The sequence below is a fragment of the Pseudomonas pseudonitroreducens genome (assembly GCF_021603645.1).
Classification (GTDB): Bacteria; Pseudomonadota; Gammaproteobacteria; order Pseudomonadales; family Pseudomonadaceae; genus Pseudomonas; species Pseudomonas pseudonitroreducens.
Window position 1 is genome coordinate 54,534 of record NZ_BQHJ01000006.1, and the last position, 24,447, is coordinate 78,980.

Annotated in this window: 25 protein-coding genes and 1 tRNA gene; 10 read left to right on the plus strand and 16 right to left on the minus strand. The window is 59.4% G+C overall.

Going from position 1 to position 24,447, the window contains the following annotated elements; translation table 11 throughout:
• Positions 1–17 precede the first annotated feature (17 nt).
• Positions 18–1,034, plus strand: coding sequence for a UDP-glucose 4-epimerase GalE (galE, locus tag L6D89_RS15620; RefSeq protein WP_236200401.1), 1,017 nt, complete (start codon positions 18–20; stop codon positions 1,032–1,034).
• Between the two features lie 58 nt (positions 1,035–1,092).
• Here galE and L6D89_RS15625 read toward each other — a convergent pair.
• From L6D89_RS15625 to L6D89_RS15635, 3 genes are all read right to left on the minus strand, one after another.
• Positions 1,093–1,168: transfer RNA gene (locus tag L6D89_RS15625), tRNA-Thr, on the minus strand.
• 34 nt (positions 1,169–1,202) lie between these two features.
• Positions 1,203–2,351, minus strand: a complete 1,149-nt coding sequence (locus tag L6D89_RS15630; protein WP_236200402.1) for a glycosyltransferase family 4 protein — start codon at positions 2,349–2,351, stop codon at positions 1,203–1,205.
• Positions 2,352–3,047 carry a class I SAM-dependent methyltransferase gene (locus tag L6D89_RS15635; protein ID WP_236200403.1) on the minus strand — a complete coding sequence of 232 codons (696 nt, stop codon included), beginning with the start codon at positions 3,045–3,047 and terminating at the stop codon, positions 2,352–2,354.
• A 36-nt stretch (positions 3,048–3,083) separates the two neighbouring features.
• Here L6D89_RS15635 and L6D89_RS15640 point away from each other — a divergent pair, with 36 nt between their 5' ends.
• A complete protein-coding gene (locus L6D89_RS15640) occupies positions 3,084–3,485 on the plus strand; it encodes a GtrA family protein (RefSeq protein WP_236200404.1) in 402 nt (133 codons plus the stop codon).
• Here L6D89_RS15640 and L6D89_RS32815 read toward each other — a convergent pair.
• From L6D89_RS32815 to L6D89_RS15655, 4 genes are all read right to left on the minus strand, one after another.
• On the minus strand, positions 3,482–4,093 hold the full coding sequence (locus L6D89_RS32815; protein WP_373874957.1) for a methyltransferase domain-containing protein: 612 nt from the start codon (positions 4,091–4,093) through the stop codon (positions 3,482–3,484). The two genes, L6D89_RS15640 and L6D89_RS32815, sit on opposite strands and share 4 nt — an antisense overlap.
• Before the next feature lie 36 nt (positions 4,094–4,129).
• Entirely contained in the window at positions 4,130–6,055 is a 1,926-nt protein-coding gene (locus L6D89_RS15645) for a hypothetical protein (protein WP_236200405.1), read from the minus strand.
• A gap of 13 nt (positions 6,056–6,068) precedes the next feature.
• Positions 6,069–7,223: a glycosyltransferase family 2 protein gene (locus tag L6D89_RS15650; RefSeq protein ID WP_236200406.1), complete on the minus strand. Its 1,155-nt coding sequence runs from the start codon at positions 7,221–7,223 to the stop codon at positions 6,069–6,071.
• Positions 7,224–7,292: 69 nt separating this feature from the next.
• Positions 7,293–7,727, minus strand: coding sequence for a pilin (locus L6D89_RS15655; RefSeq protein ID WP_236200407.1), 435 nt, complete (start codon positions 7,725–7,727; stop codon positions 7,293–7,295).
• A 226-nt stretch (positions 7,728–7,953) separates the two neighbouring features.
• On the opposite strand from L6D89_RS15655, the gene pilB reads away from it, so the two are divergent.
• From pilB to yacG, 5 genes are all read left to right on the plus strand, one after another.
• Positions 7,954–9,657: a type IV-A pilus assembly ATPase PilB gene (pilB, locus tag L6D89_RS15660; protein ID WP_236200408.1), complete on the plus strand. Its 1,704-nt coding sequence runs from the start codon at positions 7,954–7,956 to the stop codon at positions 9,655–9,657.
• Between the two features lie 3 nt (positions 9,658–9,660).
• Positions 9,661–10,878, plus strand: a complete 1,218-nt coding sequence (locus tag L6D89_RS15665) for a type II secretion system F family protein (protein ID WP_236200409.1) — start codon at positions 9,661–9,663, stop codon at positions 10,876–10,878.
• A 3-nt stretch (positions 10,879–10,881) separates the two neighbouring features.
• Complete coding sequence (locus L6D89_RS15670) at positions 10,882–11,754, plus strand: prepilin peptidase (RefSeq protein WP_236200410.1); 873 nt, start codon at positions 10,882–10,884, stop codon at positions 11,752–11,754.
• A 65-nt stretch (positions 11,755–11,819) separates the two neighbouring features.
• Positions 11,820–12,428: a dephospho-CoA kinase gene (coaE, locus tag L6D89_RS15675; RefSeq protein WP_236200411.1), complete on the plus strand. Its 609-nt coding sequence runs from the start codon at positions 11,820–11,822 to the stop codon at positions 12,426–12,428.
• Positions 12,425–12,631: a DNA gyrase inhibitor YacG gene (gene yacG, locus L6D89_RS15680; protein ID WP_236175758.1), complete on the plus strand. Its 207-nt coding sequence runs from the start codon at positions 12,425–12,427 to the stop codon at positions 12,629–12,631. Before coaE ends, yacG begins: the two co-directional genes overlap by 4 nt.
• Before the next feature lie 177 nt (positions 12,632–12,808).
• On the opposite strand, the gene L6D89_RS15685 is transcribed toward yacG, so the two are convergent.
• The 3 genes from L6D89_RS15685 to L6D89_RS15695 all read right to left on the minus strand — a co-directional run bounded on the left by L6D89_RS15685 (position 12,809) and on the right by L6D89_RS15695 (position 14,252).
• Entirely contained in the window at positions 12,809–13,024 is a 216-nt protein-coding gene (locus L6D89_RS15685; RefSeq protein ID WP_236175759.1) for a hypothetical protein, read from the minus strand.
• 107 nt (positions 13,025–13,131) lie between these two features.
• Entirely contained in the window at positions 13,132–13,821 is a 690-nt protein-coding gene (locus tag L6D89_RS15690; protein WP_236200412.1) for an energy-coupling factor ABC transporter permease, read from the minus strand.
• Positions 13,818–14,252 carry an FAD/FMN-containing dehydrogenase gene (locus L6D89_RS15695; protein WP_236200630.1) on the minus strand — a complete coding sequence of 145 codons (435 nt, stop codon included), beginning with the start codon at positions 14,250–14,252 and terminating at the stop codon, positions 13,818–13,820. Before L6D89_RS15695 ends, L6D89_RS15690 begins: the two co-directional genes overlap by 4 nt.
• Positions 14,253–14,373: 121 nt before the next feature.
• On the opposite strand from L6D89_RS15695, the gene L6D89_RS15700 reads away from it, so the two are divergent.
• The 3 genes from L6D89_RS15700 (at position 14,374) to L6D89_RS15710 (ending at position 16,620) form a co-directional block, all read left to right on the plus strand.
• Positions 14,374–15,003 (plus strand): DUF1780 domain-containing protein, encoded by a 630-nt coding sequence (locus L6D89_RS15700; RefSeq protein WP_169941845.1) that lies wholly within the window; start codon positions 14,374–14,376, stop codon positions 15,001–15,003.
• A 94-nt stretch (positions 15,004–15,097) separates the two neighbouring features.
• Positions 15,098–15,268 carry a DUF3094 domain-containing protein gene (locus L6D89_RS15705; RefSeq protein ID WP_017516731.1) on the plus strand — a complete coding sequence of 57 codons (171 nt, stop codon included), beginning with the start codon at positions 15,098–15,100 and terminating at the stop codon, positions 15,266–15,268.
• Between the two features lie 53 nt (positions 15,269–15,321).
• Positions 15,322–16,620: an NAD(P)/FAD-dependent oxidoreductase gene (locus L6D89_RS15710; RefSeq protein WP_236200413.1), complete on the plus strand. Its 1,299-nt coding sequence runs from the start codon at positions 15,322–15,324 to the stop codon at positions 16,618–16,620.
• A gap of 446 nt (positions 16,621–17,066) precedes the next feature.
• Here the strand turns inward: L6D89_RS15710 and cyoE are convergent, their stop codons facing one another.
• From cyoE to L6D89_RS15740, 6 genes are all read right to left on the minus strand, one after another.
• Positions 17,067–17,954, minus strand: coding sequence for a heme o synthase (gene cyoE, locus L6D89_RS15715; protein WP_081517366.1), 888 nt, complete (start codon positions 17,952–17,954; stop codon positions 17,067–17,069).
• An 11-nt stretch (positions 17,955–17,965) separates the two neighbouring features.
• Positions 17,966–18,331 carry a cytochrome o ubiquinol oxidase subunit IV gene (gene cyoD, locus L6D89_RS15720; RefSeq protein WP_024765643.1) on the minus strand — a complete coding sequence of 122 codons (366 nt, stop codon included), beginning with the start codon at positions 18,329–18,331 and terminating at the stop codon, positions 17,966–17,968.
• Positions 18,331–18,960, minus strand: coding sequence for a cytochrome o ubiquinol oxidase subunit III (gene cyoC / locus L6D89_RS15725; RefSeq protein ID WP_015475724.1), 630 nt, complete (start codon positions 18,958–18,960; stop codon positions 18,331–18,333). Before cyoC ends, cyoD begins: the two co-directional genes overlap by 1 nt.
• A 4-nt stretch (positions 18,961–18,964) precedes the next feature.
• Positions 18,965–20,947 (minus strand): cytochrome o ubiquinol oxidase subunit I, encoded by a 1,983-nt coding sequence (cyoB, locus tag L6D89_RS15730; protein WP_236200414.1) that lies wholly within the window; start codon positions 20,945–20,947, stop codon positions 18,965–18,967.
• A gap of 6 nt (positions 20,948–20,953) precedes the next feature.
• The gene (gene cyoA, locus L6D89_RS15735; RefSeq protein WP_236175763.1) at positions 20,954–21,946 is read right to left on the minus strand and encodes a ubiquinol oxidase subunit II; all 993 of its coding nucleotides are present in this window, start codon (positions 21,944–21,946) and stop codon (positions 20,954–20,956) included.
• A 925-nt stretch (positions 21,947–22,871) separates the two neighbouring features.
• Complete coding sequence (locus L6D89_RS15740) at positions 22,872–24,416, minus strand: TolC family protein (RefSeq protein ID WP_236200415.1); 1,545 nt, start codon at positions 24,414–24,416, stop codon at positions 22,872–22,874.
• Between the last annotated feature and the right edge of the window lie 31 nt (positions 24,417–24,447).

The following is a 24,447-nucleotide window of genomic DNA, read 5'->3' on the forward strand; positions in this document are numbered from 1 at the left end:
GGAGCAAGAGCGCGATCATGACCAAAAGGATTCTGCTGACCGGGGGCTGTGGCTACATCGGCTCCCATATCTGCCTGGAGCTGATCGAGCAGGGCTTCCACCCGATTGTCCTCGACAATCTCAGCAACAGCTCGCCTATCCCGCTGCAGCGCATCGGCGAGCTGACCGGCCAGGACATTCCGTTCATCGAAGGCGATGTCCGTGACGAGAACGTACTCGACCGCCTGTTCCGCGAGCACCCGATCGCCGCCACCATTCACCTCGCGGGCCTGAAGTCCGTCGCCGAATCGGTGGCCGACCCGATCGCCTACTACCAGACCAACTTCACCGGCACCGTCACCCTCTGCCAGGTCATGCAGCGCCACGGGGTGAAGCGCTTCATCTATAGCTCCTCGGCGACGGTCTACGGCCTGGCTGCCGAAAGCCCGATCCGCGAAGACGCCCCCACTGGCCCCGCCAGCCCCTATGGCCAGTCCAAGCTGATGGCGGAAATCGTCCTGCGCGATATCGCCAACGCCGATCCCGACTGGAAAATGGCCATCCTGCGCTACTTCAACCCGGTCGGCGCCCACGCCAGCGGCCGCATTGGCGAAGACCCCAACGGCATCCCCAACAACCTGATGCCCTATGTGTCCCAGGTCGCCACCGGCAAGCAACCCTTCATCCGCGTATTCGGCAACGACTACCCCACTCCTGATGGCACCGGCGTGCGCGACTACCTGCACGTCGCCGACCTGGCCAGCGCCCACCTCAGCGCCCTGCGCTGGCTGGACGGCGCCAGCGGCGCAAAGACCTTCAACATCGGCACCGGCCGCGGCTACAGCGTGCTGGAAATCATCCGCGCCTACGAAAAGGCCTGCGGCCGGGAACTGCCCTTCCAGTTCCTCCCGCGTCGCGACGGCGACATCGCCAGCTACCACGCCGACCCTGCCCTGGCAGGCAACGAACTACGCTGGAGTGCCACCCGCGATATCGAAGACATGTGCCGCGACGCCTGGAATTGGCAGAGCCGGAACCCCAACGGCTACGCCTGACGCCGCAGCCGCCGGAAAACAAAAAGCCCCGCTCGAAAGCGGGGCTTTTTGCTGAAGATGGTGCCGGTAAGAGGAATCGAACCCCCGACCTTCTCATTACGAATGAGCTGCTCTACCGACTGAGCTACACCGGCGGCGGAGGCACTTTATCAGCGACCTATGCGCTAATCAATTGCAGCCCGAGAACGAACACACAAGCTCGCGATAGCTGCGCAAGTATGCCTTAACACAGCACTCCCAGGACCATTGCCGCGAAAGCCGTTCCGCAAAGCTTCTCGCCTGGCGCAGGTCCTCTGGTGCACCCGCCAATTGCCGCAATGTCTGGCGCAGCTGGTTCTCTGCATCCCGCCCAGAGACGTCAGCTGAGAATACACAACGCTCATCTACATGAGGAAACGCGAGCCTCACCTCGTCGCTGACCAATACCGGCGTGCCACAAGCCAGTGACTCCTGGATGACAAGGGGAAAACCTTCTCCCTTGCTAGGAAGGACCAGAAGATCAGCCTGCTGATAATAGCGAACAACCTCCTCCGCCCTCAGCCCCTCAAGTACCGTAATCTGCTCAGCCTCTTTCCATTGTCTGGGCGATAGCGGCCCCCTGCCGACGAAGGTCCAGTGAACACCCGGAATATCCAAGCATGACTTCAGCAGGTCGATACCTTTTTTCTCGACAAACCGGCCCACGAAGAGGAACTCCAATACTCCCTTTCCTGGTGCACGCGCTGACGGGCTATAGCGCTGATGATCGACGCCATTGGCGATGACTTTACCTGACTGCTCGGTACGCAGAACGGCAGCCCAGTAATCCGCTACGGGACGCGATACATAGATCACCCTCCCGACCCGAGAGAGCACAAGTCGGCCTAAAGTGTGGTTGAGCAAACGCAAGATGCACCGGGCAACAACAGAGTTGAACTCGATCCAGCCAATGTGCTGGGTCAGCACTACTGGACGCCGCAACCACCACGCGAACAATAGAGTAATGAGGGAAGGAAAATAGAGATAATCGTGAACCTGAACCAGTTGAGCGCGGTGAACTTCATTCCATAGCTTGCGCAAGCTTGCCAGCCCCCACAAGGGCAGCGGCAGGCCCAAGTACCGCTCACAGAAATCGACAGAGGCAGCTCGCTCGATCTGCATATCATTGCGCTCTGCCGGCTCTTCTTCCACAGCCCCACCTGCCATCCAGGTCAGTTGAATACCCTCGTTGACCAAGCCTTCGGCCAGCTTACCTGCCACGACCTCGATCCCCCCGCCATGCGCGGGATAGAAGGCACTGACCTGAAGAACTCTGGACAACGCTACGTCTACTGACAACTACTTCACCACTGTCCTGGCAACAAGCAAATAGACGGATGCATTGGTATTTCTGATGGAGGCAGGAGTAATCTTGTCTTCAATCCACATCCGCGCATACATAAAGGTACAGACGACCGCTGATAACACTTTACCCAGCGATCCCATGCGCGAAAACAGGTGATGGTACGCTAGGCTGCGAAACTGAGTCGTCCACGCAAGGGGGCCAACTATCGGCTGAGTCTCCAGCACTTCCAACCCCGCCAACTCAAGCTCCTTGCGAAGCCCATCCGCAGTCCACCTGCGATAGTCTCCAGGATGGGGGTGATACAACCAGACACCATGAGTCGACAGCACCAGGCGCCCATCCACTCTGAGCACTCGCTTACATTCAGCCAGATACTGTTGAACTTCCCAGACATGCTCGAGCACTTGGAAGGAGACTACGCAATCTACGGATCCCGCATCAAAAGGCAGCCGTCCGCCCTCTTTGAAATGCACATCTGCCAGTGGATTTCCCTCCAGATCGCATCGCAAGTAGTCACAGGAAGAAGCTTCGAATAAACTCTTGTACGGAGCCTCACCGGAACCAAAGTCCACAACAAGAGCCTCCTTCTTCAATACCCCGCACGAATCTAATTTCGACACCACGGCCTGTATAGCAGTTTGCAAACGCCTAAGGACAAAGGCATCATGGCGCCAGATCGGCGAGTTCAACCTACCAGCCACAGCACCCTCCTACAGACGAACCAATTGATCGAAGCATTTAAATTACTCCAAGACCGTCGATACTATAAATTCATTATGGTAGGCGGCCTTTGCTTTGGCATAAACCTGGCCACCCTGTATATCCTAACCGGAGTTCTTGGCGTTCATTATCTGGCATCCATGCTGGCGTCCATCGTAATTGCCAACACGACAGGCTGGGCACTTAACAGACGCTGGACATTTTCACCTTCAGGGCTCCCCGCCACCAAGGAATTCCTCAAGTACTTCTCGGCAAATATGCTGCTTTTCCTCGCAAGCATGGCTCTGATGGCGCTTCTGGTTTCAGGCCTAGGCATAAACTATCTTGTTGCCAGCGCAGTGATTGCTATCGGCATGACCGCCGTGAATTTCATCATCCACCGCGACTGGAGCTTCAAGAAAGTCTAGTAGGCACGCTCGTAAAGATGCAGGCACTGCAAGCTGTTAGTCATAATCCCGAGCAGCCCTACGTGGCATTGAACATCTGGAATCGATAGCTTTACAGACCACCCCCTCTTGTTCATGTGTTCTGTCCAGCTATCACCAATCTGATAATTGTACGGCGAGGGGATTCCAAACCTTCTATTGCCGACCTCATCCAGCACAGCGAGAGCCCACCTCCCCCAGAATGTCCTGTAAGTATGATCCTTTATGAGAATATACTTTCGCGACACACGACAAAGCTCATTCAGTTGAAATAGCGGATCAGCACAATGATGCAGCACATCTATTGAGTATGCCAGATCAAAACTCTCATTCTTGAACGGTAGAGGAGCCCCAGGCTCATAGATCATCGGTTCGAAATGAACGTCAGGCCGCCGCCTCACATCAATAGCAGTCAACTGCCCCACTTCACTCATTCGACTGATTTGGCTGGCGAACCAGCCATCGCCACTTCCGAAGTCGAGGGCGTGCTCAACCCCTTCCAGGTCGGCCAATATTGGAGACAAACAGTTTAGAACCCGCACTCTGTAAGCGTTCACTCTGACCTCGGCATCAGCAGATTTAGTAGCCACATCGAAAGCATAACCAAATCGACGGCTATCGATTTTCTAGCGAAGCTCTTTGAACATCCCGCCAAATGGTGACGCATGTAATTTATTGCAATCGACAACGCCGTTTCCATTCCGCCATGTGGAGGCCATCCCCGCCGATATCGAATCACCACCCATCACCACGTTCATATACTTAACCTCGTCCTGAGCAGTGATATACATTTGCATACCGGTATTGGCATAACTGCGCCCCGGCGTACCTCCTCGCCAACTGTTCGCCAGCCCCTTCGGCTGGAAGACTCCCGGGCATGCCGCCTCAACAGCATCAAACACAGTCGAGGCCAGTCGATCCTGCTCGCGGAGCGCATTTACCTCGTCGATAGAAGCCCTTTTCAGCGCACAGCTTTCAAAATACTGCCCAGGTGGGGCCTCTGATTCAGAGGAAAGCCGAACATCCGACATAGACAACCCCTCGGCAAATATGTACCGGCAGTCAGAAAGATCAGGCACCAGCCCAAACCTCAGAGCCGCCTTATTGCGGTCCAAAACCCCCTGATCGCCTCCCCGTATAGTGATGCCTTGCGCGGACAGCGTCCTCAGCCGCCCCTCATAGCGGGCAATCAAGGCCTTCGCCTGCTGGCCACCAGGGAGATCGGGCGCTAGCACGTACTGTCCTGAGAGATTCATTAGAGCAGCATCCTGCCCCAGGAAAGGCAAAAGGAACGAAGCAGACTGAACATCAGTGGACAGATACAGATTTGCCTGCACCCTCAATGGCTCTGGAACAGTAATGTCGAACCACTGCCGCCCCCAAGGATGAGGTGCCCAACGAAGCTGCCCCCCCCAATAGATAGCAGCCCCCTGCAGCCCCATGAGAAGAACCAGTAAGTATCCGACCAAGCGAGGTCGACCACGGAATACCTGGCAAGCCAAAGCAATGACCAACGCTCCCACCAATGCGGCCATCGGCATAAAATACCGACTGTTCCCCGACAAAAGCAGCCACAGAACCAAACCTACGCCAGACATAAGCAGCGCACGCAATGTTTTGCCCGTAGCGTCACTCCTGAGCCTGAGCAATATCAGGTACGCCACCGCCAGCACGATCAGACAGGCATAGCGCGTATCCGGCGCCGCCGGTTCGGTGTGAATCAAGCGCAAAGGCAATATCATGCGGAATGGCCTTTGCGCCAGCTCCAGCCAGCTTCCGGGAATGAAGCGCGTGTCTTTGAACGGCTCGACAGTCATGGCGTTAGAGTGAAAGACGCCGTTGAACATCGGGAAAAGTGGGTTACCAAGCTCCGTGTAAAGCCGCCAGGCCCAATATCCATCAGCAAGAAGCCAACCGATCACTCCACCCATTGCAAACAGAAGCAGAGAAGTCACCCAAGATGAAAAGCCAGTTGCCCCCCTTCCCAGCAAGACCACACTCACCAGAGCAAACAGCCCGTTGCTCATCTTCAAGCCAAAGGCAATCCCTAGAAGCCCGCCCGCGCATAGCACGCCGAGGCCTTTCCGCCAACCAGAGAGAAGAAGCCACCAGGCAAGCAGAACCAACCAAGCGACGGTAATATCCGAAAATGTCGAACCCAATTCCTGCAGGAATATCGGATTCAGGAATGCAAGGATGGCGGCGAAAACGGCGAGCCATTTCCCCTCATCGGGCACAAGCTCTCGGGCAATGAAATAGACTAACCCGAGATTAATGGAGTGAAAGACAGCAAGGACAGAAACGATCAACCAAGGAGCAACACCATGCATAACCATCCAGTAAAATGGATAGTGCGCATAAGGATTCAAGTACCCCTGGAAACTGGCCGCAAAAAAATCCCGGGAAAACCGATCATTGAAAGCACTGAAACCAGAATAAACGTGATAATTTAACTGATCCCAGTTTATATCCTTTCCAAAATATAACGCAACAAGTACACAAACAACTGCCCCTACCCCGAAAACTGCTGAAAACTCGCGAACCCCCTTCACCGAATTATATCCTTTATTTTTTATCGTAGATCGACAGAGGATCGATGAAGCTTAGGACAAATGAAGCGAAAATCACTTCCAGACCAGCAAGAATCAAGGTAATCGATGGGATCGTGATTCGCATCATCCCGCGCGGGTCCAATGCAGAAAGACCAGTTTTTGCCCAAAAATAAACAGCCAATACAGCCAGCCCCGCACCTAACAAGAACACTATCAGCCCCAGAAATATCCCTCGCTCCAGAGTAAAAGCCCGGAAAAACCTGAGACTCACTCCAGCGAAGGGCAGCAGCCCCTTCACACAACCGATGGCTCTGGCGATTAATGCGAATAACGTCAACTGCACTCCCAGCACTGTAAGACTGGAAAGGAACAACATAGTGTTGATATCAAAACCAACATGCGAGATTACAACGGTATCCTGATAAATCAGCCACTGCCCCAGCCCGCCTACCAGCAACAGAAACACCCCGGGATACAACAACAACCAACGCGGGCTCATCATCAGGAGGAAACGCAGATGCCTCCAGCCATCCCGCCAGCTACGCAAATGCGGCGCACGATCACGCCCATCCGGGGAAAGGGTTGTTGGGACCTCACAAACACGCAGCCCCTGCAAAGATGCCTTAACCACCATTTCACTGGCGAACTCCATTCCGCCAGAGGCAAGCCCCAAACGAAGAATTGCCTCTCGCTCGAAGCCGCGAAGGCCACAATGAAAATCTCTCGCCGGGGTCGAAAAAAGCAGACGCCCAATGAAGCTCAGGACAGGGTTCCCCAGGTAACGGTGCAGTGGAGGCATAGCCCCCTTAGCAATCCCACCGCGAAAGCGGTTCCCCATTACCAACTGATATCCCTCCCTCAATTTGCTGACGAATCCCTCCATGCGCGAAAAGTCGTAGCTATCATCGGAGTCACCCATAATCACGAATCGCCCCTGGGCCGACCGGATGCCTTCCTTCAAGGCACTGCCATAGCCCTTGCTTTGCACGTGTACAACGCGGGCCCCCTCGCTCCTGGCTAACTCAGGCGAACCATCTGTGGACCCGTTGTCGGCAATCAGCACTTCGCCGTCGATATTGTTATCCAACAAGAATCGCCGGGCCTTTTGGATACATCGCTGCAAAGTGACCGCCTCATTGAGGCAGGGCATCAAAATCGTCAGTTCCATATTTCCAGATCGCAGATAAGATCAGGCCCCGACTAGCGGGGCCTGATCAAGATCAAAAGTGCTTAGCCGTTAGATGCGGCATTCAGCAGGAACGTACTTATTGGAAGCCGCGTTGCTGACGGCACAAGTCCATTCGATCGGAGCGGTCGGAATATTGCCTCCGGTGAGACCGGTACCGGCAGATTTCGGGGTCAGGGTCAGAGTGACGGCGCCCGCCGTTGCGGTGGTCGTCACCGAAATCACGCCGGTGCCGGCAGCGACGGTGATGGTAGATACATTTTTAGTGGCGGTAGCGAAGGTGTAGCCCAGGCCGAGGGTAGAAACGCCGCTAGTGGCATTTTCGGCAACGGTAGTTTTGGCGGCAGCAGCCAGAACCAGAGCTTCAGATACGCGAGCACGAACGGTGTAGTCCTGATAGGCCGGCAGAGCAATGGCAGCCAGGATACCGATGATCGCAACAACGATCATCAATTCGATCAGAGTAAAGCCTTTTTGAGCTTTCATGTTTCTCTCCAGGATTTTAGACGAGGCCACGAGACCTAATCACCCTCAAGCAGCTTCCATGCCAATTACCCCAGCCCAGCGATATGCCGCTCTTCCAGAGAATCAGGAGACAAACAAATACGAAATTTCGCAGGAAGTGACATTTTTGGGCAGCCCCTTTAGCCACATTTGGAACTCAAGAGCATCTACGATATAAGGCACACAACTCCTCGTGTGGCCACCTGCAATGAACGATCAAGTCGTACTATCCGGACTCGCCCGACAATTGGTGCACTCCGAGCTTCTGGACGAAAAGAGCGCCCAGCAAGCTCAACTGCAGGCACAGCGGAACAAATTGTCGCTGGTCACTTACCTTGTGCAGAACAAGCTGGTGAAGAGCCGCCCACTGACAGAGCTAGCGGCGGACCAATTCGGCATCGCTTACTGCGACCTGTCGGGCATTGATCGAGAAGCAATTCCTAAAGAGTTGGTCAGCGAGAAGCTTATCCGCCAGCACCGGGTGATCCCACTCTGGCGGAGAGGCAATAAACTCTTCGTCGGCTTGTCAGACCCGACCAATCACCAGGCGATAACCGATGTTCAATTCAGCACTGGCCTGACCACCGAAGCCATCCTTGTTGAAGACGACAAGCTTGGCGAGATGATCGAGAAGGTCTTCGAGAGCGTCTCCGGAGGCCTCGATGACCTCGGCGATGTTGATCTCGAAGGACTGGATATCGAAAGCGGCAACATTGAGCCCAAGGACGACGGTGTCGGCGAAGCCGCCGACGACGCCCCAGTGGTGCGCTTCGTCAACAAGATGTTGCTGGACGCTATCAAAGGTGGCTCCTCCGACCTTCACTTCGAGCCATATGAGAAGGTCTACCGCGTGCGCTTCCGCACCGACGGCATGCTGCACGAGGTCGCCAAGCCGCCTATCCAACTGGCCAGCCGGATTTCTGCACGCTTGAAGGTGATGGCCGGCCTAGATATTTCTGAACGTCGCAAACCCCAAGACGGCCGCATCAAGATGCGGGTATCCAAAACCAAGTCCATCGACTTTCGCGTCAACACTTTACCCACTCTTTGGGGCGAGAAGATCGTGATGCGGATTCTCGACTCGTCCAGTGCACAGATGGGCATTGACGCCCTCGGCTACGAGGAGCCGCAGAAGCAACTCTACCTCGATGCTCTCAAGCAGCCGCAAGGCATGATTTTGGTGACGGGCCCCACCGGTTCGGGCAAAACCGTCTCGCTGTACACCGGTATCAACATTCTCAATACCCCGGACATCAACATCTCCACGGCCGAAGACCCAGTGGAGATCAACCTCGAGGGCATCAACCAGGTCAACGTCAACCCGCGCCAAGGCATGGACTTCGCCCAGGCCCTACGCGCCTTCCTGCGCCAGGACCCGGACGTGATCATGGTGGGCGAGATCCGCGACCTGGAAACCGCCGAAATCGCCATCAAGGCCGCCCAGACCGGCCATATGGTGATGTCGACCCTGCACACCAACAGCGCCGCCGAGACGCTGACTCGCCTGCTCAACATGGGAGTTGCTTCGTTCAACCTGGCAACTTCCACTAACCTCATCATTGCCCAGCGACTGGCACGCAAACTCTGCGCACACTGCAAAAAAGAGCATGATGTCCCGCAGGAAGCGCTGCTGCACGAAGGTTTCCCGGCAGAAAAGATCGGCACCTTCAAGCTCTACGCACCAGTAGGGTGTGAAAATTGCAAGAATGGATACAAAGGGCGCTTAGGTATTTATGAAGTGGTTAAAATCACGCCGGCCCTGCAGCGCATTATCATGGAGGAGGGCAACTCCATTCAGATCGCCGAGCAAGCCCGCAAAGAAGGCTTCAACGATCTGCGCACCTCGGGCCTGCTGAAAGCCATGCAAGGCATTACCAGCCTCGAGGAAGTCAACCGCGTGACCAAGGATTAATCCATGGCGGAAAAAGCATTGAAGAACAGTGTCTTTACCTGGGAAGGCACTGATCGCAAGGGCGGCAAGGTCAAAGGGGAGCTCTCCGGAGTCAACACTGCGCTGATCAAGGCCCAACTGCGCAAACAGGGGATCAATCCGATCAAGGTGCGCAAGAAGGGCATCTCCCTGCTGAGTGCTGGTAAAAAGATCAAGCCCATGGACATCGCGCTCTTCACCCGGCAGATGGCAACCATGATGGGTTCTGGCGTTCCGTTGTTGCAGTCCTTCGACATCATTGCCGAAGGCTTCGATAACCCAAACATGCGCAAACTGGTAGATGAGATCAAACAGGAGGTTGCCGCAGGTAACAGCCTGGCCAACTCGCTGCGCAAGAAGCCTATGTATTTCGATGACCTGTACTGCAACCTGGTCGACGCCGGCGAACAATCCGGTGCCCTGGAAACGTTGCTGGACCGGGTCGCCACCTACAAGGAAAAAACCGAATCGCTCAAGGCCAAGATCAAGAAAGCCATGACCTACCCAATTGCGGTAGTCGTCGTGGCAGTGATCGTTTCGTCCATTCTGTTGATCAAGGTGGTTCCGCAATTCCAAAGCGTTTTCTCCAGTTTCGGAGCAGAACTCCCAGCCTTTACGCAAATGGTAATCGCTCTTTCTGAAGTTCTTCAGGCTTGGTGGTTCGCCTTCTTGATAGGAATATTCGTCATTGCATTCTCTCTGCGAGAATTCCACCGCCGCTCGGAGAAATTCAGGGATGGGACAGACCGCACCATCCTCAAATTGCCGATCGTCGGCGATATCCTGTACAAGTCCGCCGTAGCGCGTTACGCCCGCACGCTGTCAACAACCTTTGCCGCCGGCGTTCCACTGGTCGAGGCGCTTGACTCGGTTTCCGGCGCAACCGGCAACGTGGTGTTCCGCAACGCAGTGAACAAGATCAAACAGGACGTCTCCTCGGGCACGCAGCTCAATTTCTCGATGCGCACGACTGGCGTTTTCCCGAGCATGGCCATCCAGATGGCATCGATCGGCGAAGAGTCGGGCTCGCTGGACGCCATGCTCGATAAAGTGGCCAGCTATTACGAGGAAGAGGTCGATAATGCCGTCGACAACCTGACCACCCTTATGGAGCCTATGATCATGGCTGTCCTGGGCGTTCTGGTCGGCGGCCTGATCATTGCCATGTACCTGCCGATCTTCCAACTGGGCTCTGTCGTCTAATCTATGCCTGTTCTCGAGTTCCTGGCCAGCACTCCGCTGGCCTTTGTTTTGTGCGTGACCCTCCTCGGTCTGCTGGTCGGCAGCTTCCTCAATGTGGTGATCCACCGTCTGCCGCGGATGATGGAGCTGGACTGGCAGCAGCAGGCGCGGGAGACCCTGGGCCTGCCGGAGGACGAGAAGCGTCCGACCTACAACCTGGTCCTACCCAATTCCCAGTGCCCACATTGCTCCCACGAGATCAAGCCCTGGGAGAACATTCCGGTGGTGAGCTGGCTGGTTCTGGGGGGCAAGTGTTCGTCCTGCAAGGCACCGATCAGCAAGCGTTATCCGCTGATCGAGCTGGCCTGTGGCGCGCTCTCGGCCTTCATCGCCTGGCACTACGGCTTCGGCTGGCAGGCCGGGGCGATGCTGCTGCTGAGCTGGGGCCTGCTGGCGATGAGCATGATCGACGTCGACCACCAGCTGCTGCCGGACGCCCTGGTGCTGCCACTGCTGTGGCTGGGCCTGATCGTCAATTACTTCAGTCTGTTCACCAACTTGGGCGATGCGCTCTGGGGGGCAGTGTTTGGCTATCTGAGCCTGTGGTCGGTGTACTGGCTGTTCAAGCTGCTCACCGGCAAGGAAGGCATGGGTTACGGCGACTTCAAGCTGCTGGCCATGCTCGGCGCCTGGGGTGGCTGGCAGGTGCTGCCGCTGACCATCCTGCTGTCGTCGCTGGTGGGTGCGGTGCTGGGCGTGATCATGCTGCGCCTGCGCAACGCCGAAACCAGTACGCCGATCCCCTTTGGTCCCTACCTGGCCATCGCCGGCTGGATTGCGCTGCTCTGGGGTGATCAAATAACCGCGACCTATCTGCAGTTCGCCGGTTTCCGCTAGCCTTCTCCCGCGCCGAGTTTCGTCGGCGCATCTGGACGGCCACCGGGCCGGCTGAAAGGAGAAGCATGAAACCCTGGATCCTCGGTCTCACCGGCGGCATTGGCAGCGGCAAGAGCGCCGCCGCTGAGCATTTCGCCGCGCTGGGCATACACATGGTCGACGCCGACCACGCCGCGCGCTGGGTGGTCGAGCCCGGCCGCCCTGCCCTGGCGAAGATCGTCGAACGCTTTGGCGAAGCCGTGCTGTTGCCGGACGGCCAGCTCAACCGTGCCGCCCTGCGCGAGCGCATCTTCAAGGCGGAAGACGAACGTCGCTGGCTGGAGCAACTGCTGCACCCGCTGATTGGCCAGGAGATCGCCAGCAACCTGGCGCAGGCGCAGTCGCCCTACGCCATCCTGGTGTCGCCGCTGCTGGTGGAGTCCGGGCAGTACCGCATGACCCAGCGCGTGCTGGTCGTGGATACCCCCGAACACCTGCAACTGGAGCGCACGATGCGCCGCGACCAGGTGTCCGAAGAACAGGTCCGTGCGATTCTGAAGGCCCAGGCCTTGCGCGACGACCGACTCAAGCACGCCGACGACGTGCTGCTTAACGATGGCGACCTCAGCCACCTGCACCAGCAGGTCGAGCGTCTGCATCAGATCTATCTAGGCCTGCGTGGAGGACAACCATGAGCCAACCCCTGACCGTGGAATGCCCCACCTGTGGCGCCCCTGTTGAATGGAACGCCAAGAACGAGTTCCGCCCCTTCTGCTCGCACCGCTGCAAACTGATCGACCTCGGCGCCTGGGCCGCGGAAGAACACGCTATTCCCGGCGATAATCAGGAAGACGAGCTGTTCTCCGGCGATCTGGAAAAACCGCCGCGCGGGCATTGAGCCGTAAGGAAAAAGCCGCCCCGAGGGGCGGCTTTTTTTCGGCCATCTTCTTCAGGCCCAAGCGGTCTGGATCTTGTAGGAGCGAGCTTGCTCGCGAATCGCGCGATCACGGCGCCTGCCGGTAAAAGCGTTCGCGAGCAAGCTCGCTCCTACAGGAAATCCAGACGAGCGCTGGCGTCAGGGACGCATGAAGGCGTAATCCCGCTCGTCATCCAGGTTGTCGGCGAGGAACTGCAGCTCGTGCGCCAGATCCTCCTGAGTGCGCACCTGGGCGTTGGCGCGCACCACGGCGCTGAGCATGGCGCGCAAGACCATTTGCGGGTCCTGGCCCGCCGCTTCGGCTTCGATCAGCAGTTCGTGGAGGCGTTGTTCGGCCCAGCTGTGAATGCTCATCGGCAATCTCCTTGCGAATGGGGGGCCAAGCTTCCCTGATCGTAGGAGGTTCCCGAACTGACCTGGATCAAATCACGCGGACGATGCGGGCGGTCGATGGTCGCGCATCAGCGCGACTCATCATCGTCCTTCCACGGAGCCTGCAGGTAGCGCGTGCGGTTGAAGGTTTCCAGCCAGTCCGGATAGAAGACCACCAGCCCGGTGACGATGGTGCCGTTGATGAAGGCCTCGGGGAACATGATCAGCCACAGGTAGCCGATGAAATCCTCGATCCACGGCGGCATCGGGAACAACCCGTCCATCCACAGCAGGCCGAGCCCCAGCAACAGACTGCAGACCGCCGCCAGTGCCGCCGGGAAAAAACCCGAGCAGAAGATGTAGACGAACAGGTTCCGCGGCTGCCGGCGCTCGACGAGGATCGCCGCCACTTCAGTGATCAGCACCGGAATCAGGATCAGCAGGATGCCGTTGACACCGATGGCGGCCCAATCCTGTCGGTCGATCAGGCACAGGCCGATCTGCGCGACCAGCCCGACGATGATTGCCAGCGGCCAATCCAGCAACAGGGTCACGGCGGTCATGCCAATGAAATGGAAAGACACCCCGGAAGCAAAGTCCCGCCGCACCAGCCACAGCAGGAATAGTCCGAGCATGGTGCCGAACACCAGGTGCTGGCGGCGAAAATCGCTGACCAGTTCCAGCCACGGTGCGCGCCAGATGGCCCAGGCGACGACGGGCAAGTAGATCGCCCAGCCGAGCTCAAGGGTTTCTTCGGACAGCAGCTGTGCGGCGATCACGGCGTGCCCCGCTCCAGCGCCTGGCGCAGTGCATCTGCCGAGCCGAAGCTGTGGCTGGCGACGACCTTGCCCTGTTCCAGCTGCAACCAGGTCACCGCATCTGCCGTGGCCGGGAAGCGACTGGCCACGCGCGGCTCGCGGTCGAGCAGCACGCGATAGGAGTAGTCACGCATGGCGGGGATGGCGAACATGCTCGAGATCGGTGCCGGCATGCGACTGATGTCAGCGACGAAAGCGGCGCCACGCGACTCCAGGTAACCCTGCGGACGATCCGCCAGAGCCGCTTTTACCAGCTTCGAACCGGCCATGTCGTGGGCGACCAGCAATACCTTCAGATCGGCGTTCGCCGTGTAGGGTTTGTCGAACTGGTCCAACAGCGTCCAGCCGATGGCTGGCGACTCCTGCGCCGTCGCCAGGCTCGCCAGCACCATCAACAGCAACCCGCTCAACAGTCGTTTCACGCTTCCCCCTCAGCCCTGGCATCAACGATTGGCAACAGTCTACACGCGCCTCTGCCACCCGCCCGCGCTTCGCAGCAACTATGCTTTAGGCATGAACGAGTCCGACTATCTGCGCCTGCTGACGCGCCAGGCGGAACAAGCCAATGACTTCCTCTCCAATGCCCGCAAGTGGGAACGGGAGTGCTGGGCCTGCCAGCGACTGCTGCAGGCATTGAAGGTGCCGTATCGCCAGGAAGATTTCGTTGCGCCAACCCAGCAGCCGCCGGACGTGCTGTTTCGTGATGCCACCTTCGAGGTGTTCTTCGTTCTCGACCAGGGCCGCCGGCTCAACGAGGAGTGGAAGGAAGAACTGTTGCGCCGACGCATGGCCCAGAGCATCAACCAACTGATCCGCCGTGAGCAGCGGCCGCGACGGATTCCCTGCGCGGAGCTGCAGGCGCGGCTGGCACCGACGCTGCGCAAGAAAGCACACAACTACACCGAGCGCGGTATCGACCCGCGCGAACTGGACCTGCTCGCCTTCGTCAGCCTCAAGCGCGAGACGCCGGACTTCAACACACCCTTTCCGCCGCCTACCGAGTACCTGCGCCAGGGTTGGCGCTCACTGTCGGTAGTCGGCCCGACCTTCGCCCGTGTGCTGTTCGCCCACAGTGACGCCCCGGACTTCCTGCGCGGCAGCCTGGGCCGAAGCATCCTTTTCGACATGGGCGTCGGCCTGTAAATAGGCGCTCATGCAATGCTGCATTGATCGGCGGCGCATTGAGAGGCCGCCCAAGCCCTACTAGAATGCTCGACATTATAAACGGAGGCCGCCCATGCCCAGTCGCCTGAGCCCCGAAGACCAGCAGAAGGTCGATCAGTACCTCAGCTCCCCCGTACACCAGGTCCAGCGTGCGCCATTCAAGCCCTGGCTGATGATGGGGGCCTTGCTTGCTGTGGTCATCGCCCTGGGTTTGCTGAGCCGCCTCCTGGCCTACCTTGCGTGAGCGCCGTGCCGCCACGGGCCGATACAGGATTCCTTAAGCTATGAGAATGCACCATGTCCCATCGTATCGTGATCGTCGGCGGCGGCGCCGGCGGGCTGGAGCTCGCGACCCGTCTCGGCCGCACCCTGGGTAAAAAGGACAAGGCGCGCATTACGCTCGTCGACGCCAACCTCACCCACATCTGGAAACCCCTGCTGCACGAAGTCGCCGCTGGCTCGCTCAACTCTTCCGAGGATGAGCTGAACTACGTCGCCCAGGCGAAATGGAACCACTTCGAATTCCAACTCGGCCGCCTCGATGGCCTGGATCGCGCGAGCAAGCGCATTCAGCTCGCCGCCACGCTCGATGAGCAGGGCGAGGAACTGGTGCCGGCGCGCAGCCTGGAATACGACACACTGGTCGTGTCCATCGGCAGCACCACCAACGACTTCGGCACCACAGGCGCCGCGGATCACTGCATCTTCCTCGACACGCGCGAGCAGGCCGAACGCTTCCACAAGCAGTTGCTCACTCATTACCTGCGCGCCCACGCCGGGCAGGACAAGGACGACCAGATCAGCGTTGCCATCGTCGGTGCCGGCGCCACCGGTGTCGAGCTGTCCGCCGAACTGCACCACGCGGCGCAGGAACTGGCGGCCTACGGGCTGACCGGCATCCAGCCGCAGAACATGCGCATTACCCTGATCGAGGCCGGCCCGCGTGTGCTGCCGGCGCTGCCCGAACGCATCAGCCAGCCGGTGCACCAGACGCTGGAGAAGCTCGGCGTACGCGTAGCCACTGGTTCGGCGGTACAGGAAGTGACGGCCGACGGCTTGCGCACGGCAGCAGGCGAGTTCATTCCGGCGAGCCTGAAGGTCTGGGCAGCAGGCATCCGCGCACCAAGCCTGCTCAAGGACATCGACGGCCTGGAGACCAATCGCATCAACCAGTTGGTGGTGCGCCCTACCCTGCAAACCACCCGCGACGACAACATCTTCGCCTTCGGTGACTGCGCCGCCTGCCCGCTGGGCGATGGCAGCGAGCGCACCGTGCCGCCGCGCGCCCAGGCCGCTCACCAGCAAGCTTCGTTGTTGGCCAAGGCACTGGTCGCGAAGCTCGATGGCAAGCCGCTGCCGGAGTACCGCTATACCGACTACGGCTCGCTGATCTCGCTGTCGCGCTTCAGCGCGGTGGGCAACCTGATGGGTAACCTGATGGGCAGCGTGAAGCTGGAAGGCTGGCTGGCGCGGATGTTCTATGTATCGCTCTACCGCATGCACCAGATGGCGCTGTACGGGCCGTTTCGCACGGCGTTGCTGATGATTGCCGATCGGATCGGGCGCAGTACGGAGCCGCGCTTGAAGCTGCATTGATCCAGCGGGATAGAGAAAGGCGGCCACCGAAAGGTGGCCGCCTTTTTTCATTGGGTCGTTTACACCAGCATCGCGGACGGGGCCCGCTCCAGCGAGATGCCTCTGCGCTTGGGCCGTCCCTCACCCTAGCCCTCTCCCAAGGGGAGAGGGGAACGTTCGGTGCAGGATGAATCCCGGGTGTCAGCCCGTACGGACTGCTCCCTCTCCCCCGGGAGAGGGCTGGGGTGAGGGGAAAGCATCGGCACGGGCTTCCCGGGAAAGACAGTTGCTTCTGCGAGGGAGCCACCCCATTGTAGGAGCGAGCTTGCTCGCGAACGCTCTTCCGGTCAGATCCAACGCTGGGGCGGTTCGCGAGCAAGCTCGCTCCTACAAAAACCGTCGCTGAGAAATCCCAGGCACAAAAAAGCCGCCCCGAGGGGCGGCTTTTTCGTTGCAGCAGAGCAGCCTTACAGCGCCGCCAGCATCGACTGGGCCGGGATGGCCTGGAAGTCGATGGACATCATCAGGCTCAGCACGCTGATCGCGATGATGGAGAAGGCAAACAACTGGCGGGCCCAGCGGCGATCGTCTTCGGCACTGAAGCCTTTCACCGCGATGAACAGCCACCAGGCGCTGACGGCCAGCGCCACCACCAGGTAACCGTAGCCGGCGAAGCCGGTCACGGTCAGCAGCAGGGTCGCCAGGCCGAAGGCCACGACGTAGTAGAGGATCTGCTTCTTGGTCGCTTCGATGCCCCGCTCCACCGGCAGCACGGGAATCCCGGCGGCGCGGTAGTCGTTGAGGCGGAAGATCGCGATGGCGTAGCTGTGCGGCATCTGCCAGAGGCAGAAGATCAGCAGCAGCACCGCCGCGCCCATGTCGAAGTGACCGCTGGCAGCGCAGTAGCCCACCACCGGCGGCATGGCTCCGGAGAGACTGCCAACCAGCGTGCCGTAGACCGAACTGCGCTTGAGCCAGAGGCTGTAGAGCACGACGTAGACGAAGAAGCCGAACGCAGCGAGCAGGGTCGCCTGCACGTTGGTCTTCCACGCCAGCAGGCCGAAGCCCGCCGCGCCGAGGACCACACCGTGGGCCAGGGCGGCCTTCAGCGAGATCTGCCCGGTCACGGTGACGCGGCTGCGGGTACGCTCCATGAAGCGATCGATGTCGCGGTCGATGCAGTTGTTGAACACACAACCGCTGGCAACGACCAGGGACAGGCCGATCACGGTGGCCAGCAGCAGCATCGGGTCAACGCTGCCGCGAGCGGCGAGGAAGTATCCCCCCGCCACCGCGATCAGGTTTCCGAAGATGATGCCCGGCTTGGCGACCAGGAGATAACGCTTGAGTTTCACGGCATCGGCCCTCAGGGCATCGGCATCATCAGGGTGTCTGCGGTGTAGATGATCCACAGCGACAGACCGACCACCAGCAGGATGATGATGGCGGTGAAGATGAATGCCATGACGTTCCAGCGGCCTTCGGAACTGAAGTTCATGTGCAGGAAGCAGATCAGGTGCACGACGACCTGAACCAGGCCCAGGATCACCATGGTCAGCAGGGTGGCGTGACGCGAGAAGCCGCCGTCGATGACCATGTAGAACGGGATCGCGGTGAGGATCACCGAGAGCACGAAGCCGATGGCGTACGAACCCAGGCTGCCGTGGCCGGCACCGTGGGAATCGTGGCCGTGGGCGCCGTGGGAGTCGTGATGATGTGCAGCAGCGGACATTACAGAGCCCCCATCAGGTAGACGACGGTGAAGACGCAGATCCAGACGATGTCCAGGAAGTGCCAGAACAGGCTCAGGCACATCATGCGGGTGTTGTTCTGCGCGGTCAGGCCACGGGTGCCGATCTGCGCCATCAGCACCAGCATCCACAGCAGGCCAGCCGATACGTGCAGGCCGTGCATGCCGACCAGGGTGAAGAAGGACGACAGGAAGGCGCTGCGGCTCGGGCCGAAGCCTTCGACGATCAGGTGATGGAACTCGTTGAGCTCCATGCCGATGAACGCGGCGCCACACAGGAAGGTCACGCCCAGCCAGGCGATGGCCTTGCCCTTGGCACCCTTGTGCGCGGCCAGCATGGCCAGGCCGTAGGTGCAGGAGGAGATCAGCAGGATCGCGGTTTCGACGGCCACGTAGGGCAGCTCGAAGATGTCCTTGCCGCTCGGGCCGCCGGCCGTGTGGTTGACCAGCACGGCGTAGGTGGCGAAGACGCTCGCGAACAGGATGCAGTCGGTCATCAGGTACAGCCAGAAGCCGAAGACCGTCATGCCGCCGCTGTCGTGGGCGTGGTCGTGGTCGTGCGCCGCTTCGTGCGTATCGACCAGGTGTTGATTCAGTACTGCCGTCGACATGGTTTTATACCTGCTGCGCGGAGGCGAGTTTCTGGAAGTTGGCGTTCTCGATGCGCTCGATCTCATCCGGCTGGACGTAGTAGTCCACGTCAGTGATGTAGCTGCGCACGATGACCGAAGCGATCATGCCGACGAAGCCAACACCCACCAGCCACCAGATGTGCCAGATGGCGGCGAAGCCGAAGAGGAAGGCGAACACGGCGATGGAGAAGCCAGCGGCAGTGTTCTTCGGCATGTGGATCGGTGCATAGGCCGGCAGCTTGCGGTACGCGGTACCGGTCTGCTTCATCTCGTGGAACGCGTCGATGTCGTTGACCTTCGGCAGTTCGGCGAAGTTGTAGTACGGCGGCGGCGAGGAAGTGGACCACTCCAGGGTACGGCCACCCCACGGGTCGCCAGTCTCGTCTGCCAGGGCCTTGCGGTTCTTGATCGACACCAGCAGCTGGATCAGCTGGCAGGCGATGCCGAAGAAGATCAGCACGGCGCCGCAGAAAGCCACCACCATGTACGGCTGCCACATCGGGTTTTCATAGTGGTTCAGGCGACGGGTCATGCCCATGAAGCCGAGGACGTACAGCGGCATGAAGGCCATGTAGAAGCCGACCAGCCAGCACCAGAAGGAACGCTTGCCCCACTTCTCGTCCAGCTTGAAGCCGAAGGCTTTCGGGAACCAGAAGACGAAGCCGGCCAGGTAGCCGAACACCGCACCACCGATGATGGTGTTATGGAAGTGGGCGATCAGGAACAGGCTGTTGTGCAGCAGGTAGTCAGCACCCGGAATGGCCAGCAGAACGCCGGTCATGCCACCGATGGTGAAGGTGATGATGAAGCCCAGGGTCCACAGGATCGGGGTATCGAAGCGCAGGCGGCCACGGTAGATGGTGAACAGCCAGTTGAACAGCTTCACCCCGGTCGGAATGGAGATCAGCATGGTCGCAACGCCGAAGAAGCCGTTGACGTCGCCGCCCGAACCCATGGTGAAGAAGTGGTGCAGCCACACGGTGAAGCCGAGGAAGGTGATCGCGGCGCTCGCCCACACCATCGAGGTGTAGCCGAACATGCGCTTGCCGGCGAAGGTCGCGGTGACTTCGGAGAAGATACCGAAAGCCGGCAGGATCAGGATGTACACCTCAGGATGGCCCCAGGCCCAGAAGAGGTTGATGTACATCATGGCGTTGCCGCCCAGCTCGTTGGTGAAGAAGTGCATGTCGAAGTAGCGGTCCAGCGACAGCAGGCCCAGGGCCGCGGTCAGGATCGGGAACGACGCAACGATCAGGATGTTGGCGAAGGTGCAGGTCCAGGTGAAGATCGGCATCTGCATCAGCTTCATGCCGGGGGTGCGCATCTTGAACACGGTCACCAGGAAGTTGATACCCGTGAGCAAGGTACCCATACCCGATATCTGTAGAGCCCAGATGTAGTAGTCCACACCCACGCCCGGGCTGTAGGCCAGCTCGGACAGCGGCGGGTAGGCGACCCAGCCGGTACGGGCGAATTCGCCCAGGCCCAGGGATACGTTCACCAGCATGGCGCTGACGACCAGCAGCCAGAAGCTCAGCGAGTTCAGGAACGGGAACGCCACGTCGCGTGCGCCGATCTGCAGCGGCACGGCCAGGTTCATCAGACCGGTCATGAAGGGCATGGCCATGAAGATGATCATGATCACGCCGTGAGCGGTGAAGATCTGGTCGTAGTGTTCCGGCGGCAGGTAGCCGTGGTTGGCGCCTTCAGCCAGCGCGAGCTGGCCGCGCATCATGATGGCGTCGGCGAAGCCGCGCAGCAGCATGACCAGGGCGACGATGATGTACATCACGCCGATTTTCTTGTGGTCGATGGACGTCAGCCACTCGGTCCACAGGTAGGTCCACTTGCGGTAGTAGGTGATCGCGCCGAACACACCGAGGCCCAACAGGGCGACGACGGCCAGCGTGATGACGATGATCGGCTCGTGATACGGCACGGCCGACAGTGTCAGTTTCCCGAACATCTGCGGTTACTCCTGGCTCGGATTCATTTGCATGCCCTGCATGCCTTGCATGTTGCTCATGTCGTGGCCCGCCATGGCGGCCTCTTCATGCGCTTCGCCGTGCTCGCCCTTCTCGGCCTGTTCTTTGGCTTCGTGGGCCTTGGCCATCGCGTGGCCAGCGTGTTCCCACTTGTTCAGCACATGGGAGAACAGCTCGGGGCTGACGGTTGCGAAGTAGGTCGCCGGGACGTTCTCGGTCGGCTTCACCAGCTCCGGGTACTGGTCCAGGTTCAGGGTCTGCTGCGAGGCCTTGACCTTCGCGACCCAATCCTGGAAGCCCTGCTCGGAGGTGGAGATGGCCTTGAACTTCATGCCCGAGAAGCCGCCGCCGCTGTAGTTCGCGGAGATACCGTCGAACACGCCTTCTTCGTTGGCGATCAGGTGCAGCTTGGTCATCATTCCGGCCATGGAGTAGATCTGGCTACCCAGTTGCGGGATGAAGAACGAGTTCATCACCGAATCCGAGGTGATCTGGAAGTTCACCGGAGTGTCTTTCGGGAAGGCGATTTCGTTGACGGTGGCGATACCCTGTTCCGGGTAGATGAACAGCCACTTCCAGTCCAGCGAGATGGCCTGGATGGTCACCGGCTTGACCTCGGAGTCCAGCGGACGGTAAGGGTCCAGCTTGTGGGTGCTCTCCCAGGTGATCCAGCCGAGCACGGCGATGATCAGGCAGGGAACCAGCCATACCACCAGCTCGATCTTGGTCGAGTGAGACCAGTCCGGCATGTAGGTGGCCTTGGTGTTCGAAGCCCGGTATTTCCAGGCGAACCCGAGGGTCATCAGGATGACCGGCACCACCACGATCAGCATCAGCAGGGTTGCCGTGATGATCAGGGACTTCTCGTCAGCGCCGACCTGCCCTTTCGGGTCGAACAGCGCCATGTTGCAACCACCGAGCATCAGCATCGGCAGCCACGCAAGTCTCTTCAAAATTCCTGTGTACTGCTCTTTTTTCATCTTGCGGCCTTAGTGGATGAAAATCGCTTCACCGCCCATGAGCCTTCGCCACGCATGCTCGACGACTCGTTACCCGCGACTTTTCCAAGCCGCCTGCCAGGGCTGTCATGGATTCACGAACGCGGCCGCAAGGATTCCAGGCAAAGGGAGGTCGCCCGGTCTTCGCGATGCGAAACCGATTTCGTCAGCTGATTCGTTCCGTGTTATTCAGCGTGTGGTGTCTGGACTGGCGGCCCGTTAGAGCGCGCACGTCGCACACCGGATGCACGAGCGGATTGCCCGACTCGTCTTATGACAGGAGCCCACCGATGGCAGCCCCCTGTTGTTATGCCGCTGCACCGAAGGGTGAACACTGGCAATGATCTGCGTCAGTGCGACTCAGCGATTTGGGGGTAGGAAATGGACGGCGGGTATTACAAAGCATTTCAGAAACGCCTTTCAAGGCCCATTCCACTCATTTTTAACAAGATATTTTCTCAGGCAGAGAAACAGTCCCGGGCAGAATCGCTCAGAAAACAACCAATTCACAGGACTTGTGCAGGGTTATTCCCTCCCTGCCAGGGGCTTGCGCGGGCATGCCATGGAAGTGTGTCAAATCCATGAAGAACGGGGCTTGCAGCAGACTTTCAACGGCTGCGCATGAGGGCCAGGAACCGTCGGCAAAGACCTTGCCATGATGACGATCAAGAACCTTTGCGAAAGTCGAGAAATCCCCCTGCGCACCCTGCGACACATCGACGCACAGCGACTTTAGCAAGGGGCAAAGTCATTCAAATTGTGACGATCGTACTTGCAACGATCAGGGGAAATGCCCCGGCATGAGCACCTCGAGGAAGGACGAGGCAGGCCTCCATGACCACCGAAGCGGACATGCCGGGAGAGCAGAGATATCTCAGGGGGGAACGATCGTCGGCCGACCGTGAAATCAGTGGCTGGCCGGAGCCAGCCAGGCCATCAGGCCGCTGGTCGCCGCACGGATACGCAGGTCGGAAGCCTTGGCGCTGTAGTAGGTGTCGGACGCCGCGATCTGGTGCGTGTAGTACTCGTTCTCGGCAATCAGCACGTCGAGGAGCGTACGCTTGCCCAGGTGGTACCACTGGTCATAGAACATCTTCCGAACACGGTCGGATTCGCCCAGCAACTCCTTGTAGTCGCCTACGCGCTCCATCGACAGGTCCCGCTGCTCGGCCAGGTTGCGGATCAGGTACTCCGACTCGCGACGGGTTGCTTCCATCTTCTGCTCGGCCGCACTGGCTCGCGAATAGGCTGCACGCTGTGCCGCCGAAGCCGAACCACCCGAGAAGGCATTCCACTCCACGGCCAGGCCGGTCGACCAGGGCACGTCGTTGTTCAGCATATTGCCGCCTGCGCTGCGTCCTACCACCCAGTTCAGCTTCGGCATGCGCGAGGACTTCACCGCGTCGGCATTGGCCAGTGCCGCATCCTTCTCCCAGCGCGCCTGGCGAATGGAAGGCGTATCCGACAATTGTGCCAGCGCCTCTTCCAACGGCATGGGTGCCCAGTCCCATTTCGCGTTCGCCGGGACCGTTACATCTTCGCCAACCAGTTTGGCCAGGGTCGTTCTCACTTCCTGCAGCTTGGATTGCACGGTGTCGCGTGCGGTCTCCGCCTGCAGCAGGCGTGAGCGCGCCTGAGTGACCTCGCTTCTGCGCCCCGGGTCAACTTCGGCAATTTGCGAGAGCATGTCTACCAGCTCGCGCATGCGTGCTACATAGCGATCGCTGATCTCCAGCGATTGCTGCTGGTGGGCCAGTTCAACCACGGAGGTAGCCGTGTTATAGGCAACCGTTACCTCCGACTGCGCCATCGCCTCTTCCTGCGCATTCGCCGTCTTCTCACGGCTGTCGATGCTATGGCCGATCGCGCCGAAGTCGTAGATCGGCGTGGTCATCTGCACGGTAGTGCTACCGCTATTGTCGTAATCGTCGGACTTCTTGCTCTGCCAGGACTTCGACGCGGCACTGACCTGGACCTGCGGCCAACGAGCGCCCTTGGCCTGGTCCACATCGCCCTTGGCGGCCTGCCAGTTGGCGTCGGCCTGCTTCATTTCCGGGCTGATCTGCAGCGCGGTCCCCACCATCTGGCGGATGTAGGCCAGCGAGGCTTCTGCGTCACCCAGGCTGGAAGCAGCCACACCGCTACCAGCACCAAACGAAGTACCGGCGCCCATACCGGCCGGCAAACTCAAGTCCAGCCTGGGTGCCGCAGCCTGTTTCACTGGTGGCGTGGTCACCACTGGAGCAGCCGCCACGGGGGCAAGCTCCACTTTCGGAGCCCTGGCTACCGCTGCGGCGGGAACGGCCGGGGCAGCGGTCACCGTCACGCCACTGGCATTGGGATCGGTGCCGGCCACCTGATTGGCAGCGCCCTTGGGTTTGGAGTAGAAGCTCAGCGCTCCTTCCAGGTTGTCTGAAGACGCGGCGCTGGCCAGGCCGGACAGCGAGGTCATCGCGATGACCAGGGCCGAGCGACAGAACCTC